Origin of the sequence: Pseudoalteromonas sp. S2755 (assembly GCF_005886535.1) — a bacterium.
Taxonomy (GTDB): Bacteria; Pseudomonadota; Gammaproteobacteria; order Enterobacterales; family Alteromonadaceae; genus Pseudoalteromonas.
The window spans coordinates 15,033-41,872 of sequence record NZ_PNDS01000082.1 but is presented as its reverse complement, the minus strand read 5'-3'; the positions used below and the strand labels follow the sequence as shown (position 1 = coordinate 41,872).

The following is a 26,840-nucleotide window of genomic DNA, read 5'->3' as shown; positions in this document are numbered from 1 at the left end:
TTGCTTTGCTCACTGCTTTCTTTACAAAAATGACAGCGCTGACATTTAACTTTACGTTAAAATCTATTTCATTACCAGTTAGAATTTGAGCAAAATTATCACCAAAAAAGGGCCATTGCCCTTTTTTTGCGATAAACTGAATACGAGGGTTTATTTCAACCCTGTGACACGGCTCGTATTTTTTTCTCCGGCTCGCGTTCTCAACAATACCTTACTTTCATCTGAGACACTCATCTGATCAGTATAAGGCTGCCAAGATTCACCATTGTCTAAGCTCACTTCTATTGCCAGATAAGGAAACGCACTATTCGCTTCAAGTTTCCCCAACACCACCTTAGCACCTGGAACCGGAAGGTTTGGCTTAATGCCATCATTCTGTAACTTTGCAATCTCTTTTAAAGACAGGGCTGCTGCGAAGGTTGAGAAGTCTTTGTTTAGCTCTTTTTGGTGAATACGACGCCCTTCCCAATCTGCTTTATGCCAAGCGCGCTCTGCAAGCGAAAGCAACCGAGGGAAAATCAATCGTAACACTTGGTCTTCCGAGCGAATGGTCTCACTCCATATTTGTCCTTGCATACCAAGGATATTTTGCGGCTTCTTAAGCGCAGGTAACTCTCGACCAACTAAGGCTTCTAGGTTCACGATAGGCTCACGGTTTCGCGTGAAGTCCGCATTCGCATAAATATTATCTGGCATATACGAAAATGCTTTTTTCGTATCTGTATAACGCGTTGCCCAATAATAGCCGCGCTCTTCAGGGTGCGCTTCGTAAGGGTGATCAAAGTACAAATGAGTACCGTGAGACAAAATAACTTGGTAATTGTTGTTTGCAAAACGATGGGCTCTGTCTGCAACTCCCCACTCCCAAATGTTATCCCAAGTATTTACCAAAAACTGCGGATTTGGGAATTCATCACGTTTAAAGGTCGTCGTGGTGTTATACATTAAACCATCTTCCCAAGCGGCTGGAGTGATCCCACGCTTGGCAAGCAATTTTGCCACTTTTTGAGTAAAGTATGGTTTTAAATCATTGGGTCCAGCGACCCCGTTGTCGGCTACCGCAAATAACTCATTACATGCAGGTGACTCAGTCCATGAGCCCTTTCCAACCTCATCACCACCAAAGTGGACAGTCGTTAGCATAGTGCCAGCATCGCGATACATTTCCTGCAGCTCATATACCACCTTTTCCATAAAGGCATAGCTTGAGTCCAAGCAAACATTAATAGAGTTGTCAGTATAGAGTTGCACGGTTAGATACTTTGAAGTGTCATTAATATCGCTCAGAAGGTAGGCTTTGGCCTCTTGCGCTTTACCCGCTTCCATCAATTTGTGATAACGCGCTTCCATCGATTTGATCGCAGCACGAGCATGGCCAGGGCTTTCTATTTCTGGAATGATCTCGATATGACGCGCGGTGGCAAACTTAAGTAACTCGACAAAGTCCTCGCGAGAAAGATAACCATTTCCACTTCCCGTTTTGAAAGGTCCTGTACCCAACTGAGTGAGTAAGCACTCACGCTCCTCTAAATCAAAACATCGGAATGCACCAACTTCTGTTAACTCAGGGAGCCCTGGGATCTCTAGGCGCCAACCTTCATCATCTGAAAAGTGCCAGTGGAACTTATTTAACTTATAGCGCGCCATTTGTTCGATTAGTTTAAACAACGCATCTTTACCATGATAGTTACGGGCATTGTCGTAATGCATCCCACGCCAACTAAAGCGCGGAGAGTCTTTGATCTCTACGTGAGACAAGGTAATTTCATTTTTACTATCAGCTGGAAATAGCGCAAGCAAGCTTTGAATACCGTAAAACACACCTGCGTTATCAATACCCGTAATTTCAATCACATCATCATCAATATCTAATGTATATGACCCGGCTTGGTTGTAGTCATAATCGCGCCCTAGGCTTTTCGCAACTTTAAGGCGGATCGTTGGGATATTCCCTTCAGGCACATGATTTGCTTCAGCTTTTAAATCCAACCCATATTCTGATAAGTCTTCCTGAAAAACAGCGACTTCTGACTTTAAGCGTCCCGCAAAGCGGATCTGCCAATTGTTGTTAAGGGTAATTTCGCCACGGTTAAAGTCGATATGCTCAGGCTTTGGAATGATTCGTCTTAGCGCATCTTCTTTTGAGACCGAAATATTACTTTGATTACGTTCAAAACGCAGCGCTGCGTTGGCTATCTGCGTGTAATCGGTAGGTGTATTGTATCTTTTCAGCTGGTTCTCACGCTCAAATGGCGCAACGAACTGCGTCATGTCTTCGGTATCAGTATTTGCAAAAATGACTGGGTTATTTTTACCTGAGACAATAAAAGCACGCGGCATAAAATCGCTGTATGCAGCAACCCAAGCTGAAGCATCAAAAGTCAGCTTGAGCTTTTCACCGGCTTTTAAGCCAGCAAACGAATTAGTAGGAGTTATACGATGAAGGTCTCCATTAATATGTTCAAAGCGCAGACCTTCAGCTGTTTTCGTTGAAATGTGACGTACTGAGTGCAAGTAGATTTGCCAATCGCTTTGCCCTTTTGGTAGGTCAACTTTTGAATTATTTGTCAGTATAATAGCGCCGCTAAAACCCTCTGCACCGTTGCTGAAGTTATTTTCTACTGCAAATTCAAAATGCGTGTCACTTGCAAACTGCGCTAACTGCTGCTGCGTGAAAGATGCTTGTGTATAGAACGAGCACCCAGCAATTATCGCCCCAAGCAAAGTCGTTTTTATTCTCATCTTTTGCTCCCAGTCTTCATGTTCAATTCAAAATGAACATCATTTAATCACTCATTGTTCCTAAACATCATATAAAAGTTAAAATGACAGCGCTATCATTATTTTTTCATATCCCTGTGTTAGACAAAATGAAACTACTCTGATTTAGCTGTAAATACCATCAAATAGCGATGAACTTAACCTTGGAAATAGCGAGTGCTTGCAGAAAGTGCTGGATTGAGTTTGATATCTTGTGAAAGCTTCAGAGGATCGTAATTGAGAGTCGTAAAAAAAGCGGCGGATTTACTGCATGAATGCAATAACGCCGCCACTGAATCAAAATGTGAAATTACCAGATTTTCACTCTGTCTTCTGGCTTGAGATACATCTTATCGCCCTCTTTCACATCAAATGCTTTATAAAATTCAGGCATATTTGGTAGCACACCGATCACTCGATAATGACTTGGTGAATGCGGATCTGTCATCAGACGATTACGCAGCTCTTCATCGCGATATTTGCGACGCCAAATTTGTGACCAACCCATAAAGAAGCGCTGCTCTCCAGTGTAACCATCTATAATCGGCGCTTTCTGATCGCCTAGTGAAATTTGGTACGCTTTATAAGCGACGGTTAAGCCACCTAAATCACCAATATTTTCACCCAGAGTCAGTTCACCATTCACGCTGGCATCTTCAAATGGTTTAAAACCATTAAATTGCTCAACCAACTTTTGGCTACGTGATTCAAATTGCGCTAAATCAGACTCACTCCACCAATTACGTAGGTTACCATCTCCGTCATACTTGGCACCTTGATCGTCAAAGCCATGGCCCAACTCGTGACCGATAACCGCACCGATTGCTCCGTAGTTTACTGCATCATCCGCTTCTAGGTTAAAGAATGGTGGTTGTAAAATCGCAGCGGGGAATACAATCTCGTTATTCACCGGGTTATAGTACGCGTTCACCGTTTGCGGTGTCATAAACCACTCACCACGGTCCACAGGTTTGCCTAATTTATCGATCATCTCCTGATTCGCAAATTGGCTATAACGCACATAGTTACCCACTAGATCATCAGGACTTATCTCAAGTGCTGAATAATCTTTCCATTTGTCAGGGTAGCCTATTTTAGGCGTGAACTTATTGAGCTTTTCTTTGGCGGCTACTTTCGTTTCAGCGCTCATCCACTCTAAGCCATCAATTGCTTGATCAAACCCTTTAATGAGGTTGGCAACCAGTTCTTCCATGCGCGCCTTTGCTTCTGGTGGGAAATACGACTTCACATAGATTTTGCCTAACATCTCCCCAAGAACAGAGTTACTTGCATCTACCGCTTTTTTCCACGTCGGTGCTTGCTCTTCTACACCCTTCAATGTTTTGCCAAAGAAGCCAAATTTAAGATCAACAATATCTTTACTTAATAACTCTGCATAGTCATTGGTAAAGTGGAAAGTTAAATAGTCTTGCCAAGCTTCTAGCTTTGAATCAGCAATGATTTTTGATAGCGATTCAAAGAAACTCGGTTGGCTTACAATAAGTGAATCCGTTTTAATACCAAGTGCGGTTAAAAACGCAGACGTATCAAAGTCAGGCATTAACGCATTAAACTCTTCTTGGCTGAGCTTGTTATAAGTTTTAGTCGCATCGCGGCTTTCAACACGTGTCCACTGTGCCTCAGCAATCTGCTTTTCTAACTCAATAATATTAAACGCAGCTTGACCTGGATTTTTATGGCCAGCCTTAGCTAACAATTGTTCGATATAGCGCTGATACTGTTCGCGAATTTTACTAAACTTTTCGTCCTCTTTCAGGTAGTAGTCGCGATCAGGTAGACCAAGCCCTGATTGGAACATATAAAGCGCGTTTTCACTGGAGTTTTTAGCATCATTATTAACGTACCAACCAAACGGTGTACTTGCCCCCGTTAAACGCATTTTAGCAAAGATAGTTGGTAGCTCTGATTTAGTCTTCAGCGCTTGAACGTCATCCAAGTACGGCTTAATGGGGTTTAAGCCTAGCTCGTTTCTCGCTCCTTCATCCATATAGCTTTGATAAAACGCACCTAATTTCTGCTCATCGCTGCCTGCTTTTGCAGACGCGTTATTTGCAGCATCTTCTAGCACTTTACGCAGTGCTTTTTGTGACTCATCATAGAGCTGCGAGAAAGAACCATAATTTGACTTATCTGCAGGGATTTTTGTTTTTTCTAACCAGTGACCATTCACGTGAAAATAGAAGTCATCTTGTGGACGCACTGATTTATCAATATTTTCGAGTTCAATACCAGAATTCAACACTGCCTTTTGTGCCTCAGCTTGGTCAATCGGCTTTTGTTGTTGTGTTTGCGGTTGCTCACTACAACCAATCAATCCCAATGCAAGTGCAACACTTGCAGCGGTCAGTGATAGTTTCTTCATTTTTATTCCCCTGATAGAGTTTCGCTTGTAAATGTCAAATTCCATTCATCTAGATAAAATAATACTCAAATTACTTATCCAAACCTCTGGTTAAATAATCCGCCAGACCAATTGCATATAGATAAATGTAATTTAGACATAACCTTTGTGGCTTGGAAAGAAACCCTTCAATTGTGTTTCCTATCAAACCTCAGAGTAACGAGAGTCTTTGGCTGACGTTTATTTACACGTAAGCGGTTATTCACTAGTCTACCGATGCCCATAGTAAATGACTATGGCTTTGAGTACTGAATTTAGTAACAAAGTTTGTCACTAATTTTTGCGTGCTTGTAATAATTCCACGATCGCTTTGTTGGCCTCAGGAAACGCAAGTTCATGTAGCTGCTCAACTGCAACCCATTTAGAAGGCTGCCCTTCTGCGCCATGTGCTTCACCGGAAAAATCCTCCACATGGTGAATGTATAAGCATACGGCTTTGTCAGCATAGTCGTGCTCAATGCGCATTAACTCAGATGAGTTATAAATCTCAATACCAACCTCTTCTTGCAGCTCACGTTTCAATGCCGAAAAGACATCTTCACCCGCTTCCATTTTTCCACCGGGGAACTCCCAAAGCCCACCTTGGTGTTGATCTTCACCTCTTAAACATACAAAGATTTGCTGCGCCTTTTCAATAACACCAACAGCGACTTCAACACGTTTTTTTTGCATCATTTACTCCATAAAAAAAGCGACTTAGCGTCGCTTTTTATACCAATTTGGATTTGATTATTTTAATTTGCCACAACACTGCTTAAACTTCTTACCTGATTGGCAAGGACAAGGTTCATTGCGACCAACCTTCGGTTCAGTGCGCTCAGCAACAACCGCACCTTCAGGCGTTTCACCGCCCACGCGCTCAACTTCTTCGTGTTGATATTCACGCGGTGCTTGCTCACTCTTGCGATGCTGTTCTTCAACTTTCTCAACATCTTCCTCAGCACGAACCTGAACCTTACTTAGTACGCCAACCACGTCAATTTTCAAGTTCTCAAGCATTTGTGAGAATAACTCAAATGACTCACGCTTATATTCTTGCTTCGGATTCTTCTGTGCATAACCTCGCAGATGAATACCTTGACGAAGATGGTCCATTGCCGCTAAGTGATCTTTCCAATGCTGATCTAGGCTTTGTAACATAACCGCTTTTTCGAAGTGACGTAGCACATCCGAGCCTACCATCTCTTCTTTTTGCTTGTACGCCTTATCCACCTCTTCTACGATACGATCGCGAAGCACTTCTTCATATAGTTTGCTGTCTTCTTCAAGCCATTTTGCAATCGGAAGCTCAACATGGAAGTCATTTTTCAACCGCTCTTCAAGTGCTGGAATGTCCCACATTTCAGCAAGACTTTGCGGTGGAATATACTGATCAATAGTTGCATTCAACACATCTTCACGAATTGCCGTGATCGTCTCTGAGATATCGCCTTCTTCAAGTAGTTCGTTACGTTGTTCGTAAACCACTTTACGTTGATCGTTCGCAACGTCATCGTATTCAAGTAATTGTTTACGAATATCAAAGTTACGCGCTTCTACTTTTCGCTGTGCGTTTTCAATGGCACGGTTAACCCAAGGGTGTTCAATGGCTTCACCACGTTGCATACCGAGTTTGCGCATCATGTTAGTCATACGCTCACCAGCAAAGATACGCATCAATGCGTCATCCATCGACAAGTAGAAACGGCTTGAGCCTGCATCACCTTGACGACCTGCACGACCACGCAACTGGTTATCAATACGACGAGATTCGTGACGTTCAGTACCAATAATGTGTAAACCACCAGAAGCCAGTACTGCATCGTGACGCGCTTTCCAAGCTTCTTTGATTTCTGCTACTTGCTCTTCTGATGGATTTTCTAACTTTTCAACATCCGACTGCCAGCTGCCCCCCAGTACGATATCCGTACCACGACCTGCCATATTCGTGGCAATCGTTACCTTACCCGGTAGACCCGCGTCCGCGATAATATCCGCTTCTTGTGCGTGGAATTTAGCATTCAGTACGTTATGCTCAATTTTTTCTTTGCGAAGGAAGTGAGAAAGATACTCAGAACTTTCGATAGATACCGTACCCACCAACACAGGCTGACCACGTTCTTGACAAGAACGAATATCCTCAAGAATGGCTTCAAACTTCTCTTCTTGCGTCAAATATACAAGATCCGCACGATCATCACGCACCATAGGTTTATTAGTTGGGATAACTACCGTATCTAGACCATAAATTGATTGGAACTCGAATGCTTCAGTATCCGCCGTACCTGTCATACCAGCAAGTTTGTTGTATAGACGGAAGTAATTCTGGAATGTGATGGAAGCCAAGGTTTGGTTTTCGTTTTGAATACGAACCCCTTCTTTCGCTTCAACGGCTTGGTGAAGGCCTTCAGACCAACGACGCCCTTCCATCGTACGGCCCGTGTGCTCATCAACAATAATAACTTCGTTATCTTTTACGACGTAATCAACGTCTTTTTGATACAGCTTGTGAGCACGAAGTGCTGCGTAAACATGGCTAAGCAGTGAAATATTACCAGCTGAGTAAAGAGAGTCACCCTCTTCAATCAACCCACGTTCAGTCAGTAATTCTTCAACTTTAACTTGGCCACGCTCGGTAAGATGAACTTGTTTACCTTTTTCATCGATGGTGAAATCGCCATCGCCTTCCACGCCTTCCTCGTCCTCTTTTTCTTGTTGCACAAGATCAGGAACAATTTTATTGATTTCGGCATATAGCTCAGAGCTATCTTCAGCAGGACCAGATATGATAAGCGGTGTACGCGCTTCGTCGATTAGGATTGAATCCACTTCATCCACAACCGCATAGTTAAGTGGACGTTGAACACGTTCTTCAACACTAAACGCCATGTTATCGCGTAGGTAGTCAAAGCCGAACTCGTTGTTAGTACCATAAGTGATATCCGCAGCATAGGCTTGCTTTTTCTGCTGTGGCATCATACCTGGCACGTTACAACCTACAGTAAGGCCTAGGAATTCAAATAGTGGACGGTTTGTCTCAGCATCACGCTTAGCTAGGTAGTCGTTGACGGTAATAACGTGAACACCCTTGCCTGAAACTGCATTTAAATACGCAGGCAATGTTGCTGTTAGTGTTTTACCTTCGCCCGTTCTCATTTCTGAAATGCGGCCTTGGTGTAATACCATACCACCAATCATTTGCACATCGAAATGACGCATTCCAAATACGCGCTTAGATGCTTCACGCACCGTAGCGAACGCCTCTGGTAATAAATCATCTAGATTCGAACCTTGCTCAATACGCTGTTTGAATTCAGCGGTTTTTGCCTTTAGTTCTTCATCGCTTAATTTGTCGTATTGTTCTTCTAACGCATTGATTAAAGCGACTGTTTTTCTTAGGTTTTTGATGGTGCGATCATTACGACTACCAAAAATTTTGGTAAAAATATTTGCTAACATGTTTAAACCGTTTCACTCTGTGTATTGGCTGACCCATCTCTCTAAGCCGATGTTGTTAAGGTTGGGTCGCGCTTGTCCTGTTGGCGACAAAAGCCTTCCTAAATTACGGTTTTCACTTTGCCAATTTAGGAGTGAGCATTTTGTATCTTGCCGAGTTAAAATTATGCCCTATCATACCAGACTCTTTGTTTCTGCAAACCTTATTGGGTAAATAATACCAAGTTCAATTGCAAGAAATCTTTACTGTTGGAGCGTAAGCGTACCGTTGCAAGTGATAAAGTTTAGTTAGCACCTAACTCGACTCATTTATTCGAGTACTGAGCTAAGCACTTTCGACAACAAATGTTGGTACTTTTGGATTTCTCAAAATTTTGTCTCTGATATACTTAGGAGACTGAGAAACCACCAGTACGGAGTAATTTGACTCCGTATTATCCCGATATGGCGGTTATTTTTTATTTTTCAACCTATGGGAAGTAAGTCATTGGCTAAAAATCGCTACAATCCAAAACCGCTTGATGAAGTGATGGGGGGGTGGTCAGATAAGCTCAATCAATATGGCCAAAAAAGTGCCCAAGCGGCACAATTACAGAGCTGTTTGGAAGACACGCTAGGCCCTATTTTGAGTAAAAAATGCCGTGTCGCTCACTACAAAGAAGGGACACTGACGATAGAAGCGGCTTCAGCAACGCTTGCTACTCGGCTAAACTTTTTGAAAATGGATATTCTCAGTGCATTTAGAAAAGTTGGGTTACATGACTGTGCATTGGTTAAAATTACCACCAATCCAGAAGCCCAACAGCGCCTTGCCAACAAGGTGGAGTCCCAATCTTCAACCTATCAAGCCAATCGAAGTATGAGTCAAGCCACTGGCGAGCATTTGCTAGCGCTAGCACAATCCGCTCCACCATCGCTTAAGGCGAAACTGGAAAGACTCGCTAAACACGCAAACACAACGCAAAAAAAATGACGCCTTAGCGTCATTTTTTATCAAACTGTATTAGCCTAACAGGCTTATGCCGTTGCGGTATTGATACCCGCTTCCATTCCTGGCGCTGGCATACTGACTGGCTCTTCGAATGTTGCCCACTCCCATGCTGACTCAGTTGCCATGATTTCACGAAGCAACATATTGTTTAGGCCGTGGCCTGATTTATAGCATGAGATCTTACCTAAAATGTTGTGACCTGCCATAAACATATCACCCACACAGTCTAGGATCTTGTGCTTAACAAACTCATCCGCATAGCGCAGACCATCAGGATTTAATACCTTAAACTGGTCTAAAACAACCGCATTGTCCATGCTGCCACCTAAGGCTAGGTTGTTTGCATGCATGTATTCGATATCACGCATAAAACCGAAAGTACGAGCACGACTGATCTCTTCAGTAAAGCTTTGGGCGGTAATGTCTAATCCAATACGTTGACGGCTAGCGTTAATCGCAGGGTGATTGAAGTCGATTTCAAAGTCGATGTGGAAACCATCGTAAGGCTCAATTTCAGCCCACTTGTCGCCATCTTCAACACGCACTTTTTCTTTGATGCGAATAAAGCGCTTGGCAGCGTTTTGCTCTTCAATACCGCCTTTTTGAATTAAGTAGATGAATGGCAATGCACTGCCATCCATAATAGGCACTTCGGCGCTGTCTAACTCTACGATGAGATTATCAATCCCAAGCGCAGCAACCGCAGCAATCAAATGCTCGGTAGTAGACAAGCGAACGCCGTCTTTATTTGTTAAACACGTACACAGTTGCGTGTCGCCCACAGCTTCTGGTGTTGTTTCAAAATCAACAACAGGGTCTAGATCAACGCGGCGAAATACAACACCTGTATTCACACCAGCTGGTCGGAGAGTGATCGTGACCTTTTCACCTTTGTGTAAACCTACACCTGTGGCTTTAACGACTTGTGCAATCGTACGTTGTTTAATCATATATTCGCCCACTTAAATTCTAGATAGGCGGCGGAGTATAACATAGTTCCACCAAACTGCCAATCTTTGTTTATTTTTTATACCAACTTTAGTCTGACTGCTTACGTAAAAAAGCCGGAATATCGAAGTAGTCACCTTTTTCTTTACTGTCGCTGCCTTTTGCGTTTGCTGAACTAGAAGCTTGTTGTGGCTTCTGTTCTTGCACTTGTGGTGCTGGCGCTTCAGTTGGTTGCTCTGGTTCTGCCGCTGACGTTTGTGGCTGTGTAAAGCTTGGCACATACATGCTCGTTTGTGAGCTAGTTTGTGTGCCACCTACTGCATCTGAGCCTGAGGCTTGTCTAAAGCTATTGTCTACAATACCAAATTGCGGACGACGGTCACCACCTAAGCCTGTAGCAACCACGGTCACTCTAAGCTCTTCGCTCATTTCAGGGTCAATAACAGCGCCCACTACCACAGTCGCGTTCTCAGACGCTAACGCTTTAACATGGTTACCAACGACCTCAAACTCTTCGATAGTAATGTCCATGCCAGCGGTAATATTCACCAAAATGCCTTTCGCGCCAGTTAGATCAACATCTTCTAAAAGCGGGCTAGAAATCGCGGCTTCCGCAGCTTCTTGTGCACGATCAGGACCTGTTGCCGAAGCCGTCCCCATCATTGCAGTCCCCATTGCTGACATCACGGTTCTCACATCCGCAAAGTCAACGTTGATTAGACCTGAACGTGTGATCAACTCTGCAATACCTTGTACCGCGCCATAAAGCACGTCATTTGCTTTAGCGAAGGCATCTAGCAGTGTAGTCCCTTTACCAAGAACTTTAAGCAATTTGTTGTTTGGAATTGTAATAAGTGAGTCTACAATTTCTGACAACTCGGCAATACCTTGCTCAGCTGCAGCCATACGCTTTTTACCCTCGAGATCGAAAGGACGCGTTACTACAGCCACAGTCAAAATACCTAGTTCTTTTGCTGCGCGTGCAACAACAGGTGCGGCACCGGTACCTGTACCGCCGCCCATACCGGCCGCGATAAATACCATGTCTGCGCCTTCAAGGCTGCTCTTGATGGTTTCTAGATCTTCTTCTGCTGCGCTGCGGCCCACTTCTGGGTTTGCGCCAGCTCCAAGACCTGAGGTAATTTGGGTCCCCAGCTGTACAGTAATATCCGCAGACGAACGACGTAACGCTTGTGCGTCAGTATTCGCTACGATAAAACGTACGCCTTCAATTTCTTGGTTTACCATGTGTTCTACGGCGTTACCACCGCCGCCACCGACACCGATGACTTTAATGACAGCTTCTTCGCTGTGCTGTTCCATAATATCAAACATCTTCACTCTCCGACTTGAGTATTAAAACTCGCCTTGGAACCATTTTGTAACACGGTTCCACCAACTCCCCTCTGCATCTACTTTCGATTTCTGTGCATTCATCGATTGTAGTGAACGGCCGTATTGTAACAAACCTACCGCCGTTGCATATGCAGGGTCATCCACATAATCTGTTAATCCCTTAATGCCAATTGGTTTACCTATTCTCACTGGCATTTGGAATATATCTTCTGCGACTTCTTGTGCACCTTGCATCTTGGCGCTACCGCCGGTGATAACAAGACCAGCCGCAATTTGATCTTCAAAACCTGAGCGACGTAATTCTTCTTGTGCAAGCTCAAACAGTTCTCTAAATCTTGGCTCTACCACCTCAGACAAAGTATGGCGAGACATTACCCGAGCAGGGCGTCCACCAACGCTTGGTACTTCGATGGTTTCTTCGCTTGATGCCATTTGGCTCGACGCGAAGGCATATTGTACTTTCAGAGACTCGGCATGCGAAATAGGTGTTCTAAATATTTTTGCTATATCGCCAGTGACCTGATTACCTGCGACTGGGATCACGGCAGTATGGCGCAGCGCACCATTTACATAAATCGCAATATCCATGGTGCCACCACCGATATCTAATACCGCAACACCAAGCTCTTTTTCATCATCAGTCAACACCGAGTAACATGATGCCAAGGCATTAAATGTTAATTGATCTACCTGTAAACCACAGCGTTCAACACACTTTTCAATATTCTTTGCCATGTCATTCGAACACGTAATGATATGTGCTTTCGCTTCCATCCTTACGCCACTCATACCCAAAGGGTTTTTAATCCCCTCTTGCATGTCGATGCTATATTCTTGCGGCAATGAGTGCAGCATTTTGCGTTCGGCGGACATAGGCACAGAGCGCGCGATATGAATAACATTGGCAATATCATCGTCTGTGACTTCAGCGTTGTTTATTGCCACCACACCACTTTCATTTTGACACTGAATATGTTTGCCTGAAATCCCCAAATAAACCGAGCTTATTCTGCAATCAGCCATTAGCTCTGCTTCATCTACAGCGCGTTTAATAGACTCAGAAACGAGGTCTAAATCGTTTACCCCGCCCTTATCCATGCCGTGAGACTCTTGGCGTCCGACACCGACAATACTAAGTTGATTGTCCACAGTGATCTCCCCAACTGTGGCGACGACCTTTGATGTGCCAACATCTAATCCAATCACTAAGTTTCTTTCTGCCGACTTTGTCATGCTTCACTCTTGTTATTTTGTTGTTCTTGCTGCTCAGTAGGTTCTTTCCAACTCACTGCCAGTCCCGTGTCATAGCGTAAATCAATGACATCGATTACTTTACCTTCAGGGCGCTCCATACGTGGATACACGTCAATAAAACGTTGTACTCGTTTGGCTTTGTCTTCACGCCCTAAATTTAAGCGGATCCCATTGTCCAGCCATAGCTGCCAAGCAAATCGTTCTGAAAGCGCTAAACTTTCCAACGTAAACTGATTTACCGCCAACAAGGCTTTAAACTGCTTAAATGTTTGCCATGCTTCTTCAGCACTCCCTTCAGGGCCGTATAATTCAGGCAGCCCTTGCGGCAATTTGTTACTGCTCGCTTGGAATACTTCGCCATCATCATTGAGCAATGAATCGCTATTCCAATGCGCAACCGGCTTATGTTCCACTACATAGACTTGCAGCGTATCCGGCCATTGTTTTCTGACTGACACTGTCGCAATCCAAGGTAAAGACTTTACTGCCTTGTGGACTGCTTTTACATCAAGCTCAAAAAAACTATTTAAATCTGCGGTTTTAATTGCCGCCACAATGTCATCTTCATTGGTATAATGCGGTTTACCGAGCACTTTGAGTGTTTTTATTTGCGCATCATGATGTGCAACTAACCAATCACTTACCCAGTATGTTCCTCTTACCAATGTAAAAATCACCACAAAGAAGAAGCCAAGTCCCCAGAAAAGGGGCCAGTTCACTCTTGAACTGATCAGCTTCAACCCTGCCAAAAATGCTCGCATATTAAAGCGTTTGCTCCAAAATGCGAACAACTAATTGTTCAAAACTTACACCCGTTGCTTTTGCTGCCATCGGTACCAACGACTTTTCGGTCATACCAGGTACGGTATTTACCTCGAGTAGATAGAAATGGCCCTGTTCATCTTGCATGGCGTCAACGCGTCCCCAACCAGTGGCACCAACCAATTCAAAAGCGTGCTTTGCCATCACTTGTAATTGCTCAGTATGTGCAGCGCTAATATCTGCCGGACAATAATACTCTGTACTGTTAACTTGGTACTTCGCTTCATAATCGTAAAAACCACGAGGCGTGCGCATTTCAATAACAGGCAATGCCTCTTTACCGAGCATAGACACGGTAAACTCCCGCCCAGTGATCCATTGCTCAACGAGAACTTGATCGTCAAACTTAAAGGCATTATTTAATGCCGCAGTCAGGGTCTCTTCGTTGTCTGCCTGAGCCATACCTATGCTTGAGCCTTCGTGACTTGGTTTTACCATGACTTTGCCAAACTCAGCGATTAGCGCCTTAGCATCAAACCCCGTCTCTTTGCTCACGACAGCGTAAGGTGCCGTACTTAACTTGGCAGACTGAAATAGATGCTTACAGCGGACTTTATCCATTGCAAGCGCACTACCAAGTACACCGCTTCCTGTGTATGGTATCCCCATAAACTCAAGCGCACCTTGAATAGTACCATCCTCACCGCCACGACCATGCAGTGCGATGAATACACGATCCACACCTAGGTCTTTAAGCTGCCATAAATTACGTTCTGCGGGATCAAAAGCAATCGCATCAACACCTTGGTTAACGAAAGCATTTAACACTGCATTACCAGACTTTAGCGACACCTCTCGCTCTGCTGAACTACCGCCAAGTAATACGGCTACTTTACCAAACTGACTACTCATAATTCACTCTGTTTTAACTGCGCTATCGATAGCCCGGTTGCGGCTAACTGCTTCACGATTTGACCTATATTGCCAGCTCCTTGCGTCAACACTAAGTCGCCATCAGCCATGGTGCTTGCCAACACTTTAGCCAATTCACCATGGTCACTGATATGAATAGGCTCAACGCCACGTTGACGGAGACTACGACACAAACTCTTACTATCCGCACCAACGATGGGCGCTTCACCGGCACTATATACATCTAACAGCAGTAGTTTATCAACATCGCAAAGCACTTTTACGAAATCTTCATATAAATCGCGTGTTCGGCTATAGCGATGTGGCTGATAAATCATAACCAAACGCTTATCAGGCCAACCAGACTTAGCGGCTTTTATCGTCATCGCAACCTCAGACGGGTGGTGACCATAATCATCAACCAGCATCACCTCACCCACTTCATTATTGAATGAGCCGTAATGCTGGAATCGACGTCCTACGCCTTCAAAATTGGCTAATGCCTGATAAATCGCTTCGTTTTCAATATTGTGATCTTTTGCAACTGCAATAGATGCCAGTGCATTCAATGCGTTGTGCTTACCTGGCATATTTAGCTTCACTTCAAGTAACTCACCGTCTTTGGTTCTGACTTTAAATTGTGATTCACTTTGTGTTTGCTTGAAGTCCAGTAACTGATAATCCGCATCGTTAGCCTCACCATACGTGATGGTCGGCCTTGCAAAGCGTGGCAATAATTCTCTTACGACTGGCGAATCGACACACACCACTGCCAGACCATAAAATGGTAAGTTATGGATAAACTCGATATAGGTGTCTTTCATTTTTTCGAAGTCACCCTCGTAAGTATCCATGTGGTCTTCTTCGATATTCGTGACCACCGACACCATCGGCTGCAAATGCAAAAACGATGCATCACTCTCGTCCGCTTCTGCGATAAGGTATTCACTGCTGCCCACTTTGGCATTACTGCCAGCACTATTGAGCAAGCCACCGATAATAAAGGTTGGATCCAGCTCAGCCCGCGCAAAAATACTCGCTATCAAGCTCGTCGTTGTGGTCTTACCATGTGTTCCTGCTACCGCAATCCCGTGACGAAAGCGCATCAACTCAGCGAGCATTTCGGCGCGGCGAACGATTGGCGTACGGTTTGCCTTCGCCGCTTGGATCTCTGGGTTTTGGTCGTTGATTGCACTCGATACCACAACCACATCAGCCATTTTTACATTTTCAGCTTGGTGGCCGATAAAGATCTCGGCGCCCATATTTGTTAATCGCTCTGTCATCGTACTTTTGGCGATATCTGAGCCTGTAATTCGGTAACCTTCAAAGGCCAGCACTTCTGCAATCCCACCCATACCAGCACCACCAATCCCGATAAAGTGGATGGTGTTGATACGTCGCATTGCTCTTCTGCTTGAAGCTTCCATTTAATATCCTAGTTCGATAATTCTGTACAAATTTGGGCAACTTTCGCTGTTGCCTCCGACTTACCGCATTGTCTCGCTTTTGCTGCCATCGTCGCAATTTTTTGCGGCTCAATAACAAGTGGCTGCAGTGTAGTTGCTAGCGTTTCTGGCGTCATTGCAGTTTGCTGCAATATATAAGCGGCCCCAGCCGACACTAAAAATTGCGCGTTAGCGGTCTGGTGATCGTCAACGGCATGTGGAAAAGGCACAAAAATCGCCGTTTTCCCAGCTGCAGCTATCTCACTCACGGTAAGCGCACCGGCACGGCAAATAACCAGATCAGCCCAAGCGTATGCGGCATCCATATCATGAATGAACTCGCTGACCTCAGCATTAATACCTGCACTTTCATATCGTTGTTGTGTATCGTCTTGGTTATGTTTACCGCTTTGATGACGAATATTTAATGCGATACTGGCTACTTGTTGCTGAAGTAACTTGAGTCCTTCTGGTACTGTTTCATTCAGTGCTTTTGCTCCCAGTGAACCACCGACAATTAATAGATTTAACGGTACTGAAACGGGTTTATCGCTAATCTCAGCAACACTTGCACGTACCGGATTCCCCACAACCTGAGCGAGCTTTTCACTGAATGCGCCGGGAAAACCAGCCAATACGCGACTTGCAATTTTCGCCAGCAACTTATTGCTCATACCCGCAACTGCATTTTGCTCATGGATCACCAAAGGGATCCCAAGCAATTTCGCAGCAACACCTACAGGACCTGTTACATAACCGCCCATGGCTAATACCACATCAGGTTTACGCTGTTGTAAAATACGCTTTGCTGCAAGTACCGCTTTTAAAACCATAAATGGTGCGGTTAGTAATTGTTTGACCCCGTTACCTCGGACGCCTTTCATGGCAATAAAATCAATTTCAAAACCGTAACGTGGCACCACATCGGCTTCCATTCTGTCTGCTGTGCCAACCCAGCTCACTTGCCAAGCCTGCGCTTGTAAAAATTGTGCCACTGCAATACCTGGAAAAATATGTCCACCTGTACCGCCCGCGACCACTAGAAGACGCTTTGTCATCGTCTACCTCCACGGGATGTTGCTTGCCTTGTCGACATTTTTGTCTCAAAGTCTATGCGCTGTAAAATGCCTGCCGCAATTGTCATCACCCAAAGACTCGACCCACCGTAGGAAACAAACGGCAGCGTTAAGCCCTTAGTAGGTAAAATGCCGGCGCTCGCACCAATATTAACGACTGCCTGAAAGGCAAACCAAATACCAATACCCAAGGCAAAATATCCTTCGTATTCTTTGCCTGCTTTAAGGGCCTTTTGCCCGATAAAAAGCGCTCGAGTAACCAATACGCCGAGTACAATAATTATGCTAAATACGCCAATAAAGCCCAGTTCTTCGGCAATTACTGCAAAAATAAAGTCATTATGTGCTTCCGGCAAATACTGTAGCTTTTGTATGCTATTACCTAGACCTTGACCAAACCAGCCACCTTGGCCGTATGCCATTAGGGATTGTACCAATTGATAACCGGCACCAAACGGATCTTCCCAAGGATTTAAAAAGCCCACGACACGCTTCATACGATATGGCTCAATGATGATAAGCAGTACTACCAAAGAGACACCTGTTAGCATTAAGGTAAAAAACTGCCAAAGTCTTGCACCAGCTAAAAACAACAGGCCAACGGTCGTCACAAACATGACCACCACAGTGCCTAAATCCGGCTGCATCAAAATTAAGAACGCATACACCGCAAACACAATCATCGGCTTGGCGAAGCCTTTGATATTTTCTTGTACTTCCTCGCGTTTACGTACCAAGTAGCCGGCAATATAGCTGAAGAAAAATAGCTTAGATGCCTCCGCTACTTGCAAACCAAAAGGGCCAAGCGGGATCCAGCGTCTTGCGCCATTTACTTCACGGCCAATAATGAGTACCGCCACCAACAATACCAAACCAAAAAGCAGCAAATATGGATTACTGCGTTTCCACCAAGTCATTGGCACACTCGTCGCAAACCAAAAGAGAATAAACGAGCCCACTAAAAAGATAACGTGGCGAATAGTAAAATGAAAAGAATTATCAAATAGTCGCTCAGCAACCGGCATAGAAGCACTTGTCACCATCACAAATCCCACTCCAATAAGCATGAGCATGCAGTACATCAAAGGTACGTCAAATAAACTCTCGGACTGGCGAGGCGTTAGCGCCTCTTTGATATCAGCGACGTTAATCAAGCAAGTTCCCCCACTAAACGGACGAACTCATCCCCACGCGCCATATAGTTTGGATACATGTCTATGCTGGCACAGGCGGGTGCTAGTAGCACAATATCACCATTGGTCGCTATCGTTTTTGCCGCCAACACCGCTTCTTCCAGATTGTTGACTTGATGGCTATTGCGCAGTAGAGGCATAAACTGTGCGCCGTCTTGCCCAAAACAAAATAGCGCTTTGCAATGTGCAGTGAGTGGCGCCTTGAGTGGTGAGAGATCTGCCCCTTTCGCATCACCACCCACGATCAAAATAATATTTTTTCGGCCTGAAGCCAAAGAATCAATAGCGGCGACCGTCGAGCCAACATTCGTTGCCTTTGAATCGTTGAAGTAACGAACTCCTGCAACATCGGCAACCAACTGACAACGATGAGGTAACCCCGTAAAACTCGCAAATGCACTGGCAAATGCCTGCATAGGCAACTGCATCGGCGCTAATAACGCCAACACAGCCAAGGCGTTAAATTGATTATGTCGCCCTACCATCGCCAGTGTTTTTACCGATAGCAGTGGTGTTTGTTTGTATGCAAAATGCGGCTCACCGTCAAAGGTCATCAAGTGATAATCCCCCTCAGTGAGGGATACACTGCTGCCTTGCCCATGCTGCGCAAAGGTATAATGATCTTCAGCATTAAAGACAACATGCTCAACATGCTGGTAAATACGCTGCTTCGCTTCAATATAAGCTTGGAAATCAGGATAGCGATCCATGTGATCTTCAGTAATATTGAGGATCATTGCCGACAAACAAGCCAAGCTATGAGTGGTTTCAAGCTGAAAACTAGACAGCTCTAGCACATAAACATCATGCGGCTGCTCTAACAACGACAGTACCGATGTACCGATATTACCACCAAGCCCAACTTTCAATCCAGCGGCTTTCAATACTTCTGTCGCAAGCGTAACGACGGTGGACTTGCCATTAGAGCCCGTGACGGCAATCACCGGACGGGTATTGAGGCGTGCAAATAGCTCGATATCGCCTATGACTTCAACGCCTTCAGCAATGGCAGCAGCAACGCTTTGTTCAAATAACGGGATCCCTGGGCTGATAATAATTAGATCCGTTTGCGCCAAAGCGGCATCAGCAAGGTTGCCAAATACCGCTTCACATTCAGGTGCGTTGTGACTTAGCCAATCCGAGCCTGGAGGCACTGGACGACTATCAACCACTTTTGGATTAATACCGTGCGACAGCAGAAAACGCACGATCCCCTGTCCTGTGACTCCAAGTCCCAGAACCGTGACATGCTTTTTCTGTAATTGCTCAATATACGTCATTATCTAATCTTCAACGTTGCAAGACCGGCCAAAACCAAGATAATCGAGATAATCCAAAAACGGACTATCACGCGCGGCTCAGGCCATCCTTTTAATTCGTAATGATGGTGAATAGGGGCCATTCTAAAGATCCGCTGACCTCTGAGTTTGTAAGAACCTACCTGTAAAATGACGGATAATGCCTCCATCACAAATACACCACCCATAATAATCAGCACCAATTCTTGGCGTACTAAAATAGCGATGATCCCGAGTGCGCCACCCAACGCCAATGAACCAACATCGCCCATAAAAACTTGTGCCGGATAGGTGTTAAACCATAAGAAACCAAGACCTGCGCCGACAATCGCCGTACATACCACAACCAGTTCACTTGTGAGTGGTAAATGAGGAATATGAAGGTAGCTTGAGAAATTCGCGTTACCAGTAACGTAAGCAATAATAGCGAGTGCGGAGGCAACCAAAATGGTCGGAACAATGGCAAGACCATCCAAACCATCAGTAAGATTAACGGCGTTTGACGTACCCACAATCACGAAGTAGCTCATGACCAAATAGAACAAGCCAAGTTGTGGTAATACATCTTTTAAAAATGGCACGACTAATGTGGTTTCCGCAGCGTTGGTGGACGTAAAGTACAAAAATGCCGCCGTAGAGATCGCAATAACCGACTGCCAGAAGTATTTCCACCGCGCAATTAGGCCTTTACTGTCTTTTCTGATCACTTTACGGTAATCATCCACGAACCCAACAATACCTAAGCTGCCAATGACAAATAACGTCACCCAAACATATTTGTTGCTAAGGTCGCCCCACAGTAGCGTACTGGTAAAGATCGCAGCCAGAATTAACAGTCCACCCATAGTTGGGGTACCCGACTTGGATAAGTGCGATTCAGGGCCATCATCACGTACGGTCTGACCAATTTGCATACGCTGTAATGCAGCGATAAGTTTAGGGCCAAAATACAACGAAATCATTAAGGCTGTTAAAATGCCTAAAATCGCCCTTAGGGTAAGGTAAGAAAAGACGTTAAACCCAGAATAATACTGAGTAAGATACTCGGCTAGCCAAACTAACATGATACTTCTCCTGTCTCGCTATCCGACTGGCCAGCGTTTACTAATTCTTCAACGAGCAGTTCCATCCGCGCACTACGTGATCCTTTAACGATAACGGTGCATTGCCCTGATTGCTCGGCCAATACAACCCGTAACGCCTTCATTAAATTCTCGCGAGTCGAGAAATGACGATTTGGCTTTTCAAATACATTGCTAGCGCTGCTACTCAGCACCCCCAATGAAAACAATTCATCTATGCCTTGCTGCTTAGCATATTCGCCGACTTCACGGTGATATTCGCGGGCATCTTCACCAAGTTCTGCCATATCACCCAGCGCTAATACTTTATAGCCAGACATAGACGCTAGTAAATCAATCGCCGCGTTGACAGATTTTACGTTTGCATTGTAGGTGTCATCGACAACACGCAGCGTGTCCGACACCTGGATCATGTTGACGCGGCCTTTTACTTCAGCCATTTGTCCAAGACCCGTAGCCACCTCACTTAAGCTTGCGCCAAGCTCGGTTGTCAATGCAGCCGCAATCAACGCATTGCCAACGTTGTGCTGGCCACTAAGCGGTAAACTAATGGTGGTACGCTCTTCTCCCTGGCATAGCGTGAAGGTAGGGCGAGCTAACTCATCCAGCTCAATCGCTTCTACCCAAATATCAAGCTGAGCATTTAAGCTATAACGTTTTACTTTGGAAACAGCTAAGTTTTCCTGCCACATCTGGGCATAATCACTATCTGCATTGATGACTGCGACACCGTCAGCTTTTAGCCCTGAGAAAATCTCGCCCTTCGCTTTTCCTACCCCATCAATTGAACCAAACCCTTCGATGTGGGCTGGTGCGACATTACACACTGTCGCCACGTCTGGGCTCACTAATGCAGTGGTATAAGCTATTTCACCCAAGTGGTTAGCGCCGAGTTCTATCACCGCGTATTCATCATCTTCACTTAAGCGCAATAACGTCAACGGCACCCCGATGTCGTTATTAAAATTACCTTTTGTTGCAAGGACTTTGCCTTTTTGCGCCAAAATCGCTGCGCACATTTCTTTCACTGTGGTTTTACCAACACTGCCGGTAATCGCAATGGTTTTAGGGGCAACGGTCTCAATCACTGCTCGGCCAATTTGGCCTAAAGCGATACGCGTGTCTGCAACCACAAACTGCGGCAAATCAATATCTTCATCAAACTCAGAAACAATAGCTGCGATAGCACCTTGCGCTTTGGCCACATCCAAGAAGCGGTGGCCGTCAAAGTTAGGCCCTTTCAGTGCTAAAAACACCTCGCCAGACTGTATTGTTCTGGTATCAGTATTAATATTGGCGACTGCCAAATTTTCCCCGTCATAAGGGGTTTTTAAGACTGCTGCAAGCCAAGAAAAATCCATCTTGATCATGCCTTCTCCCCTCGTAAAATCGCTGCAACGCATTGCCTATCACAAAAATCAATGCGCTCAGTACCTATAATTTGATAATCCTCATGGCCTTTCCCCGCGATTAGCACCACGCTGTTTACATCTGCTAGGTCTATCGCGTGTTGAATGGCTAGCCCTCTATCAGGCTGGCAGACAGCATACTCAGGGTGGATGAGTCCTGCCTTAACGTCATCAATGATTAAATTGGGATCTTCACTTCGTGGATTATCGCTGGTGATCACCAGCTTATCTGCATATTTCTCAGCAGCTCGTGCCATTTCAGGACGTTTACCTTTATCTCTGTCACCACCGCAACCAAACACACAGATAAGATTGCCTGGTACATGTGCTCGCAAGGCTTGTAATGCAAGTGCCAAAGCGTCTGGGGTATGGGCATAATCAACAATACACGTAGGCTTTTCAGGGGCACTAAATGGCTGCATGCGTCCTGCCACAGGCGCAAGTTGGCTGCATGCTTCGCTTAACGCTTCAAAACTTGCGCCTTGCAATAGTAAGGTCGCTACCGCGGCAGCCAAATTATAAAGATTAAACTCACCATACAGTGGCACGCTGACTTCACATTCACCCCAGCTGGTTTTTAACGTTGCCGTTAAGCCATTTGGGTGTGCCGACACAGCATCAAAGAATACATATTGTTGGTAGCTATGCGTTTCATCCCAGCGACCGTAGGCAACCAAAGTGCCGTCATTAAATTCAGCTGCCCAGTTTGCACCCACTTCATCGTCAATATTGATGACTTTATAGTTTGGCGCACAGCGAGTGAATAACAGTTTCTTGGCTTCTGCATAGCTTTGCATATCACCATGATAATCTAAGTGATCGCGCGTTAAATTGGTGAAAACAGCCACATCAAAGTCACATTCGTCAACCCGACCTTGCACTAAACCATGGGAAGAGACTTCCATCGCGACTTGATCATACTGTTGCTGTAAAAGCGCTAAAATACGTTGTAAATCTACGTTTGACGGCGTGGTGTTTGCCAGCGGAATAAGACTGTCTGGTTGGCCATAACCAAGCGTACCTATCACAGCCCCAGCACTACCAGTTAGGCTAGCTAAATTGGCAATCATCGCTGTCGTGGTAGATTTACCATTGGTGCCAGTAACGCCTGCGAGTTTGAGCTTTTTACTCGGGTATGCATAAAACTGCGCTGCAATTGCCGCCAACTTATGGGCAAGATTATCGATAAAAATTGCTTGCTCTGGTGCAACATTAAGCTCGCTTCCCGTTTCTGCAAGCACACATTTAGCGCCTTGCGCAACGGCACTGGAGGCATATTTAGCACCATCTTGGGCATGACCTTGCAGTGCAACAAAACAATCACCCGGCTCAATCGCTCGACTGTCTATGCGCAGATGCTCAACCTCAACAGGGGCAATATTGACACCATAATCACGGAGTACCTGAGCCAGATCACGCATCGTTATCTGCTCCAGAAATATAAGCAACGCGCTCTTTATCAGGCGCTACGTTTAAAATTCTCAGTGCATTAGACATAATTTCAGCAAACGCAGGTCCTGCGGTTTGACCACCATAGTAAACATCTCCCGCAGGTTCATTGACCATCACTACAACTGCAAGCCTTGGGTCGCTTACTGGTGCAACACCTGCAAAGTAACCAACATACTCATCACCATAGCCACCCGCCACGGCTTTTTCTGAAGTGCCTGTTTTACCAGCGGCACGATACCCATCAACTTTTACGTTGTGGGCTGTACCACCACGTTCAAATACTGACTCCATCATCTCTACTACGGCGTGTGTATCTTGCTCGCTAAAAATGCGCTTACCTTCAGGAATTTCATCCTGCTTCACTATTGTAAGTGGTCGCAAGATACCACCGGCTCCAAACATAGCGTAAAGTCTTGCCATTTGAGCCGTGCTTACTGATACTGCGTAACCATAAGAGAGTGTTGCGATTTCAAAGTTAGACCAACGGCGGTTTGGATAAAATAGACCTGCGCTTTCACCAATCATGTTTGAGCCCGTTGGCTCACCAAAACCCACTTCTTGGTATAAATTGATAAAATACTCTTTTGGCAGCATTTGCGAGATCTTCGCAACCCCCATGTTACTGGAAATTTTAAGAATTTCTCTTAAGCTCAGCTCACCATTGTTGCGAGTGTCTTTCACTAAACCGCCGCTTAAGTTCATCCAGCCCGGATAAGTATCTATCGTGTCTGTTGCCTTAACTACACCATAATTTAAACCAGCCAATACCGCTAAAGGCTTTAAGGTTGAACCAGGTTCAAAAAGGTCAGTCATAGCACGATTACGACGTTTATAAGGTGCTGCGGTACTTAGATCGTTAGGATTAAAGCTTGGGCTATTCACCAATGCCAAAATTTCGCCAGTGTGTACATCAACAACTATTGCCGAACCAGAGGTAGCTTTATAGCTCAATACCGCCGATTTTAACGCGCGGTAGGCAATGGCTTGGATCCGTAAATCAATACTCAGGTAAACATCTTCTGGCTCAACACGCTGCTCTTCTGAAAGCACTTGTACTTCACGACCTTGCGCATCTTTACGAATGGTGCGTTTACCAGCCGTACCAGTTAATGCAGAGTCGAACATACGCTCGACGCCTTCGATACCTTTACCATCGATATCCGTTACACCAATCATGTGCGCTGTTACTTCGCCGCTTGGGTAAAAACGTTTGGACTCGTCCAGCAAGTGCACACCCGGCAGGCGCATTTGACGAATATAGTTGGCAACAACCGCCGTCACTTGGCGCTTCAAATAGACAAAACGACGGCTTGGGTCTCCCCGAAGCCGTTCATCGACATTTTCTGGTTTAAGTCTGAGCACATCTGCAAGCTCTTTCCACCTGAGCTCATCATCGTACCAAGCTTGTTTCCGTATTTTCAGCTCAGCGTCGTTTTGCTCTAACGCCTTATAATCTTCACCTTCTTTACGGGCTTTACGTAACACTTTTTTGGCAAGTGCCTTATCAATGGCAAGGGGATCTGCATAAACGCTCACAACCGGCACACTCACTGCCAGCTCTTTGCCATTGCGGTCGAAGATCATGCCCCGTTGTACATTGAGTTTTTCAACTCGAACGGTACGCTTTTCGTTTTCTGCAATTGCCTTATCGGGCTCAATTACTTGCAAAAATGCAGCGCGTGCGACAAGTGTCATAAAAACGGTGAGCATCACGCCGCAAACTAGAGCAAAGCGCCAGGTGATAATAGATTGAGTTTTTTGCTTTTGTTTATTCATGGCAGCACAATCACCTGTTCATCTTTACTGGTTGGGCGTTTCATCTCTAACTGCATCTTCGCTATCTCTTCAATCCTTGCATGCTGGGAGTAAAACTCTTCTTCTACAACGAGGTAGCGCCACTGCAGGTCTAACTCATCGCGCTGTTGTAATAGCTCATCTTGCTGTATCAATTGCTGGCGAGTTAAATGGGTAATTTGCACTACAGCGAGTGCAGAAATCAAAATCGTAAGTAGCAAGAATGCCGTCAACTTGTTCGCAATGATGTAATAACCTATTTCTACAAATAGATTCGGTTGACGTTGCTTACTTGCACTCATTAGAGCTTCTCCGCCACTCTTAATACTGAGCTTCGCGAGCGTGGATTTTGTGCAATCTCTGCATCGCTAGGCTTAATGGCTTTACCCACTGCCTTTAAGGTGAGATTTTGTTTAAGTTGTTCATCCGTTAAAGGCAGACCTCTGGGTATCGCCTCTCCCTTACTCTGCTTCTTGATAAACTGCTTTACAATGCGATCTTCTAGAGAATGAAACGAGATCACCACTAACCGACCACCTGGTTTTAACACCTCAAGTGACGCTTGCAATGCTGTCTGAATTTCTTCTAACTCACTGTTAATGTAAATACGAATAGCCTGGAAAGTACGAGTTGCGGGATGCTTGTGTTTGTCTTTGACAGGCACTGCTTCATCAATTAATTGCGCTAATTGCGCGGTGGTTGTAATCGCGGTGTGCTCACGCACTTCAATAACTTTACGAGCAATGCGAGTAGCAAACTTCTCTTCGCCGTATTTTTTGATCACAAACACCATTTCTTCAAGTTCAGCTTCAGCTAGCCACTGTGCGGCGCTTCGACCTGAGTCTGGATCCATTCGCATATCCAGTGGCCCGTCTTTCATAAAACTAAAGCCACGATCTGCATTATCAAGCTGAGGTGAAGACACACCGATGTCTAACAAAATACCATCAACTTGACCTAAAATACCGGCTTGTTCTGCCACGGATTTGATTTGCGAAAAACGGCTTCGCGCTATAGAGAAACGTGTATCGTCGGCAAATTTTTCAGCCGCCTTAATCGCTTGAGGATCCTGATCTATGGCTTGTAAACGCCCAGTCGACAATCTTTTGAGGATTTCACCTGAGTGCCCACCGCGACCAAACGTCCCGTCGATATATATACCTTCAGGGTTAATTGCTAAGGCATCTAGGGTTTCGGTCATTAATACCGAAATATGCTTAAACTCTTCGCTCATTAATTTGTTTACCC

The 26,840-nt window shown here is 45.0% G+C and carries 20 protein-coding genes; 1 reads left to right on the top strand and 19 read right to left on the bottom strand.

Translation table 11 applies throughout. From position 1 onward, the window contains the following. Positions 1-150: 150 nt before the first annotated feature. From CWC03_RS14405 to secA, 4 genes are all read right to left on the bottom strand, one after another. The gene (locus tag CWC03_RS14405; RefSeq protein WP_138582478.1) at positions 151-2,742 is read right to left on the bottom strand and encodes a family 20 glycosylhydrolase; all 2,592 of its coding nucleotides are present in this window, start codon (positions 2,740-2,742) and stop codon (positions 151-153) included. 328 nt (positions 2,743-3,070) lie between these two features. Further along, positions 3,071-5,143, bottom strand: coding sequence for a M13 family metallopeptidase (locus tag CWC03_RS14400; protein ID WP_138582477.1), 2,073 nt, complete (start codon positions 5,141-5,143; stop codon positions 3,071-3,073). Between the two features lie 312 nt (positions 5,144-5,455). Next, positions 5,456-5,854, bottom strand: a complete 399-nt coding sequence (gene mutT, locus CWC03_RS14395) for an 8-oxo-dGTP diphosphatase MutT (protein WP_138582502.1) — start codon at positions 5,852-5,854, stop codon at positions 5,456-5,458. Positions 5,855-5,911: 57 nt separating this feature from the next. Next, on the bottom strand, positions 5,912-8,620 hold the full coding sequence (gene secA / locus CWC03_RS14390) for a preprotein translocase subunit SecA (protein ID WP_138582476.1): 2,709 nt from the start codon (positions 8,618-8,620) through the stop codon (positions 5,912-5,914). Positions 8,621-9,104: 484 nt separating this feature from the next. On the opposite strand from secA, the gene CWC03_RS14385 reads away from it, so the two are divergent. Further along, positions 9,105-9,590 (top strand): DUF721 domain-containing protein, encoded by a 486-nt coding sequence (locus tag CWC03_RS14385; RefSeq protein WP_245008220.1) that lies wholly within the window; start codon positions 9,105-9,107, stop codon positions 9,588-9,590. 44 nt (positions 9,591-9,634) lie between these two features. Here CWC03_RS14385 and lpxC read toward each other — a convergent pair whose 3' ends face one another. The 15 genes from lpxC to rsmH form a co-directional block, all read right to left on the bottom strand. After that, positions 9,635-10,558 (bottom strand): UDP-3-O-acyl-N-acetylglucosamine deacetylase, encoded by a 924-nt coding sequence (gene lpxC / locus CWC03_RS14380; RefSeq protein ID WP_010368639.1) that lies wholly within the window; start codon positions 10,556-10,558, stop codon positions 9,635-9,637. 88 nt (positions 10,559-10,646) lie between these two features. Next, on the bottom strand, positions 10,647-11,891 hold the full coding sequence (gene ftsZ / locus CWC03_RS14375) for a cell division protein FtsZ (RefSeq protein WP_138582474.1): 1,245 nt from the start codon (positions 11,889-11,891) through the stop codon (positions 10,647-10,649). Positions 11,892-11,912: 21 nt separating this feature from the next. Then, entirely contained in the window at positions 11,913-13,145 is a 1,233-nt protein-coding gene (gene ftsA, locus CWC03_RS14370; RefSeq protein WP_128728776.1) for a cell division protein FtsA, read from the bottom strand. Further along, positions 13,142-13,927: a cell division protein FtsQ/DivIB gene (locus CWC03_RS14365; protein WP_039494198.1), complete on the bottom strand. Its 786-nt coding sequence runs from the start codon at positions 13,925-13,927 to the stop codon at positions 13,142-13,144. The genes ftsA and CWC03_RS14365 overlap by 4 nt, the downstream gene beginning before the upstream one ends. 1 nt (position 13,928) lies before the next feature. Then, positions 13,929-14,840 carry a D-alanine--D-alanine ligase gene (locus tag CWC03_RS14360; RefSeq protein ID WP_138582473.1) on the bottom strand — a complete coding sequence of 304 codons (912 nt, stop codon included), beginning with the start codon at positions 14,838-14,840 and terminating at the stop codon, positions 13,929-13,931. After that, on the bottom strand, positions 14,837-16,270 hold the full coding sequence (murC, locus tag CWC03_RS14355; RefSeq protein ID WP_138582472.1) for a UDP-N-acetylmuramate--L-alanine ligase: 1,434 nt from the start codon (positions 16,268-16,270) through the stop codon (positions 14,837-14,839). Before murC ends, CWC03_RS14360 begins: the two co-directional genes overlap by 4 nt. 8 nt (positions 16,271-16,278) lie before the next feature. Beyond that, positions 16,279-17,346 (bottom strand): undecaprenyldiphospho-muramoylpentapeptide beta-N-acetylglucosaminyltransferase, encoded by a 1,068-nt coding sequence (murG, locus tag CWC03_RS14350; protein WP_138582471.1) that lies wholly within the window; start codon positions 17,344-17,346, stop codon positions 16,279-16,281. Beyond that, the gene (ftsW, locus tag CWC03_RS14345; RefSeq protein ID WP_138582470.1) at positions 17,343-18,518 is read right to left on the bottom strand and encodes a cell division protein FtsW; all 1,176 of its coding nucleotides are present in this window, start codon (positions 18,516-18,518) and stop codon (positions 17,343-17,345) included. Before ftsW ends, murG begins: the two co-directional genes overlap by 4 nt. Continuing rightward, the gene (gene murD, locus CWC03_RS14340; RefSeq protein WP_138582469.1) at positions 18,515-19,837 is read right to left on the bottom strand and encodes a UDP-N-acetylmuramoyl-L-alanine--D-glutamate ligase; all 1,323 of its coding nucleotides are present in this window, start codon (positions 19,835-19,837) and stop codon (positions 18,515-18,517) included. Before murD ends, ftsW begins: the two co-directional genes overlap by 4 nt. After that, on the bottom strand, positions 19,837-20,919 hold the full coding sequence (gene mraY / locus CWC03_RS14335) for a phospho-N-acetylmuramoyl-pentapeptide-transferase (RefSeq protein WP_045987933.1): 1,083 nt from the start codon (positions 20,917-20,919) through the stop codon (positions 19,837-19,839). Before mraY ends, murD begins: the two co-directional genes overlap by 1 nt. Next, a complete protein-coding gene (locus CWC03_RS14330) occupies positions 20,913-22,307 on the bottom strand; it encodes a UDP-N-acetylmuramoyl-tripeptide--D-alanyl-D-alanine ligase (protein ID WP_138582468.1) in 1,395 nt (464 codons plus the stop codon). Before CWC03_RS14330 ends, mraY begins: the two co-directional genes overlap by 7 nt. Next, positions 22,304-23,767: a UDP-N-acetylmuramoyl-L-alanyl-D-glutamate--2,6-diaminopimelate ligase gene (locus CWC03_RS14325; protein WP_138582467.1), complete on the bottom strand. Its 1,464-nt coding sequence runs from the start codon at positions 23,765-23,767 to the stop codon at positions 22,304-22,306. Before CWC03_RS14325 ends, CWC03_RS14330 begins: the two co-directional genes overlap by 4 nt. Next, positions 23,760-25,574 (bottom strand): peptidoglycan D,D-transpeptidase FtsI family protein, encoded by a 1,815-nt coding sequence (locus tag CWC03_RS14320; RefSeq protein WP_138582466.1) that lies wholly within the window; start codon positions 25,572-25,574, stop codon positions 23,760-23,762. The genes CWC03_RS14325 and CWC03_RS14320 overlap by 8 nt, the downstream gene beginning before the upstream one ends. Continuing rightward, positions 25,571-25,894, bottom strand: coding sequence for a cell division protein FtsL (gene ftsL / locus CWC03_RS14315; protein ID WP_138582465.1), 324 nt, complete (start codon positions 25,892-25,894; stop codon positions 25,571-25,573). The genes CWC03_RS14320 and ftsL overlap by 4 nt, the downstream gene beginning before the upstream one ends. Further along, positions 25,894-26,826 carry a 16S rRNA (cytosine(1402)-N(4))-methyltransferase RsmH gene (gene rsmH, locus CWC03_RS14310; RefSeq protein ID WP_138582464.1) on the bottom strand — a complete coding sequence of 311 codons (933 nt, stop codon included), beginning with the start codon at positions 26,824-26,826 and terminating at the stop codon, positions 25,894-25,896. Before rsmH ends, ftsL begins: the two co-directional genes overlap by 1 nt. Between the last annotated feature and the right edge of the window lie 14 nt (positions 26,827-26,840).

Coding starts and splice junctions, on each gene's coding strand:
- CWC03_RS14405 (WP_138582478.1), bottom strand. CDS start 2,742: ATGAGAATAAAAACGACTTTGCTTGGGGCGATAATTGCTGGGTGCTCG.
- CWC03_RS14400 (WP_138582477.1), bottom strand. CDS start 5,143: ATGAAGAAACTATCACTGACCGCTGCAAGTGTTGCACTTGCATTGGGA.
- mutT (WP_138582502.1), bottom strand. CDS start 5,854: ATGCAAAAAAAACGTGTTGAAGTCGCTGTTGGTGTTATTGAAAAGGCG.
- secA (WP_138582476.1), bottom strand. CDS start 8,620: ATGTTAGCAAATATTTTTACCAAAATTTTTGGTAGTCGTAATGATCGC.
- lpxC (WP_010368639.1), bottom strand. CDS start 10,558: ATGATTAAACAACGTACGATTGCACAAGTCGTTAAAGCCACAGGTGTA.
- ftsZ (WP_138582474.1), bottom strand. CDS start 11,891: ATGTTTGATATTATGGAACAGCACAGCGAAGAAGCTGTCATTAAAGTC.
- ftsA (WP_128728776.1), bottom strand. CDS start 13,145: ATGACAAAGTCGGCAGAAAGAAACTTAGTGATTGGATTAGATGTTGGC.
- CWC03_RS14365 (WP_039494198.1), bottom strand. CDS start 13,927: ATGCGAGCATTTTTGGCAGGGTTGAAGCTGATCAGTTCAAGAGTGAAC.
- CWC03_RS14360 (WP_138582473.1), bottom strand. CDS start 14,840: ATGAGTAGTCAGTTTGGTAAAGTAGCCGTATTACTTGGCGGTAGTTCA.
- murC (WP_138582472.1), bottom strand. CDS start 16,270: ATGGAAGCTTCAAGCAGAAGAGCAATGCGACGTATCAACACCATCCAC.
- murG (WP_138582471.1), bottom strand. CDS start 17,346: ATGACAAAGCGTCTTCTAGTGGTCGCGGGCGGTACAGGTGGACATATT.
- murD (WP_138582469.1), bottom strand. CDS start 19,837: ATGACGTATATTGAGCAATTACAGAAAAAGCATGTCACGGTTCTGGGA.
- mraY (WP_045987933.1), bottom strand. CDS start 20,919: ATGTTAGTTTGGCTAGCCGAGTATCTTACTCAGTATTATTCTGGGTTT.
- CWC03_RS14330 (WP_138582468.1), bottom strand. CDS start 22,307: ATGATCAAGATGGATTTTTCTTGGCTTGCAGCAGTCTTAAAAACCCCT.
- CWC03_RS14325 (WP_138582467.1), bottom strand. CDS start 23,767: ATGCGTGATCTGGCTCAGGTACTCCGTGATTATGGTGTCAATATTGCC.
- CWC03_RS14320 (WP_138582466.1), bottom strand. CDS start 25,574: ATGAATAAACAAAAGCAAAAAACTCAATCTATTATCACCTGGCGCTTT.
- ftsL (WP_138582465.1), bottom strand. CDS start 25,894: ATGAGTGCAAGTAAGCAACGTCAACCGAATCTATTTGTAGAAATAGGT.
- rsmH (WP_138582464.1), bottom strand. CDS start 26,826: ATGAGCGAAGAGTTTAAGCATATTTCGGTATTAATGACCGAAACCCTA.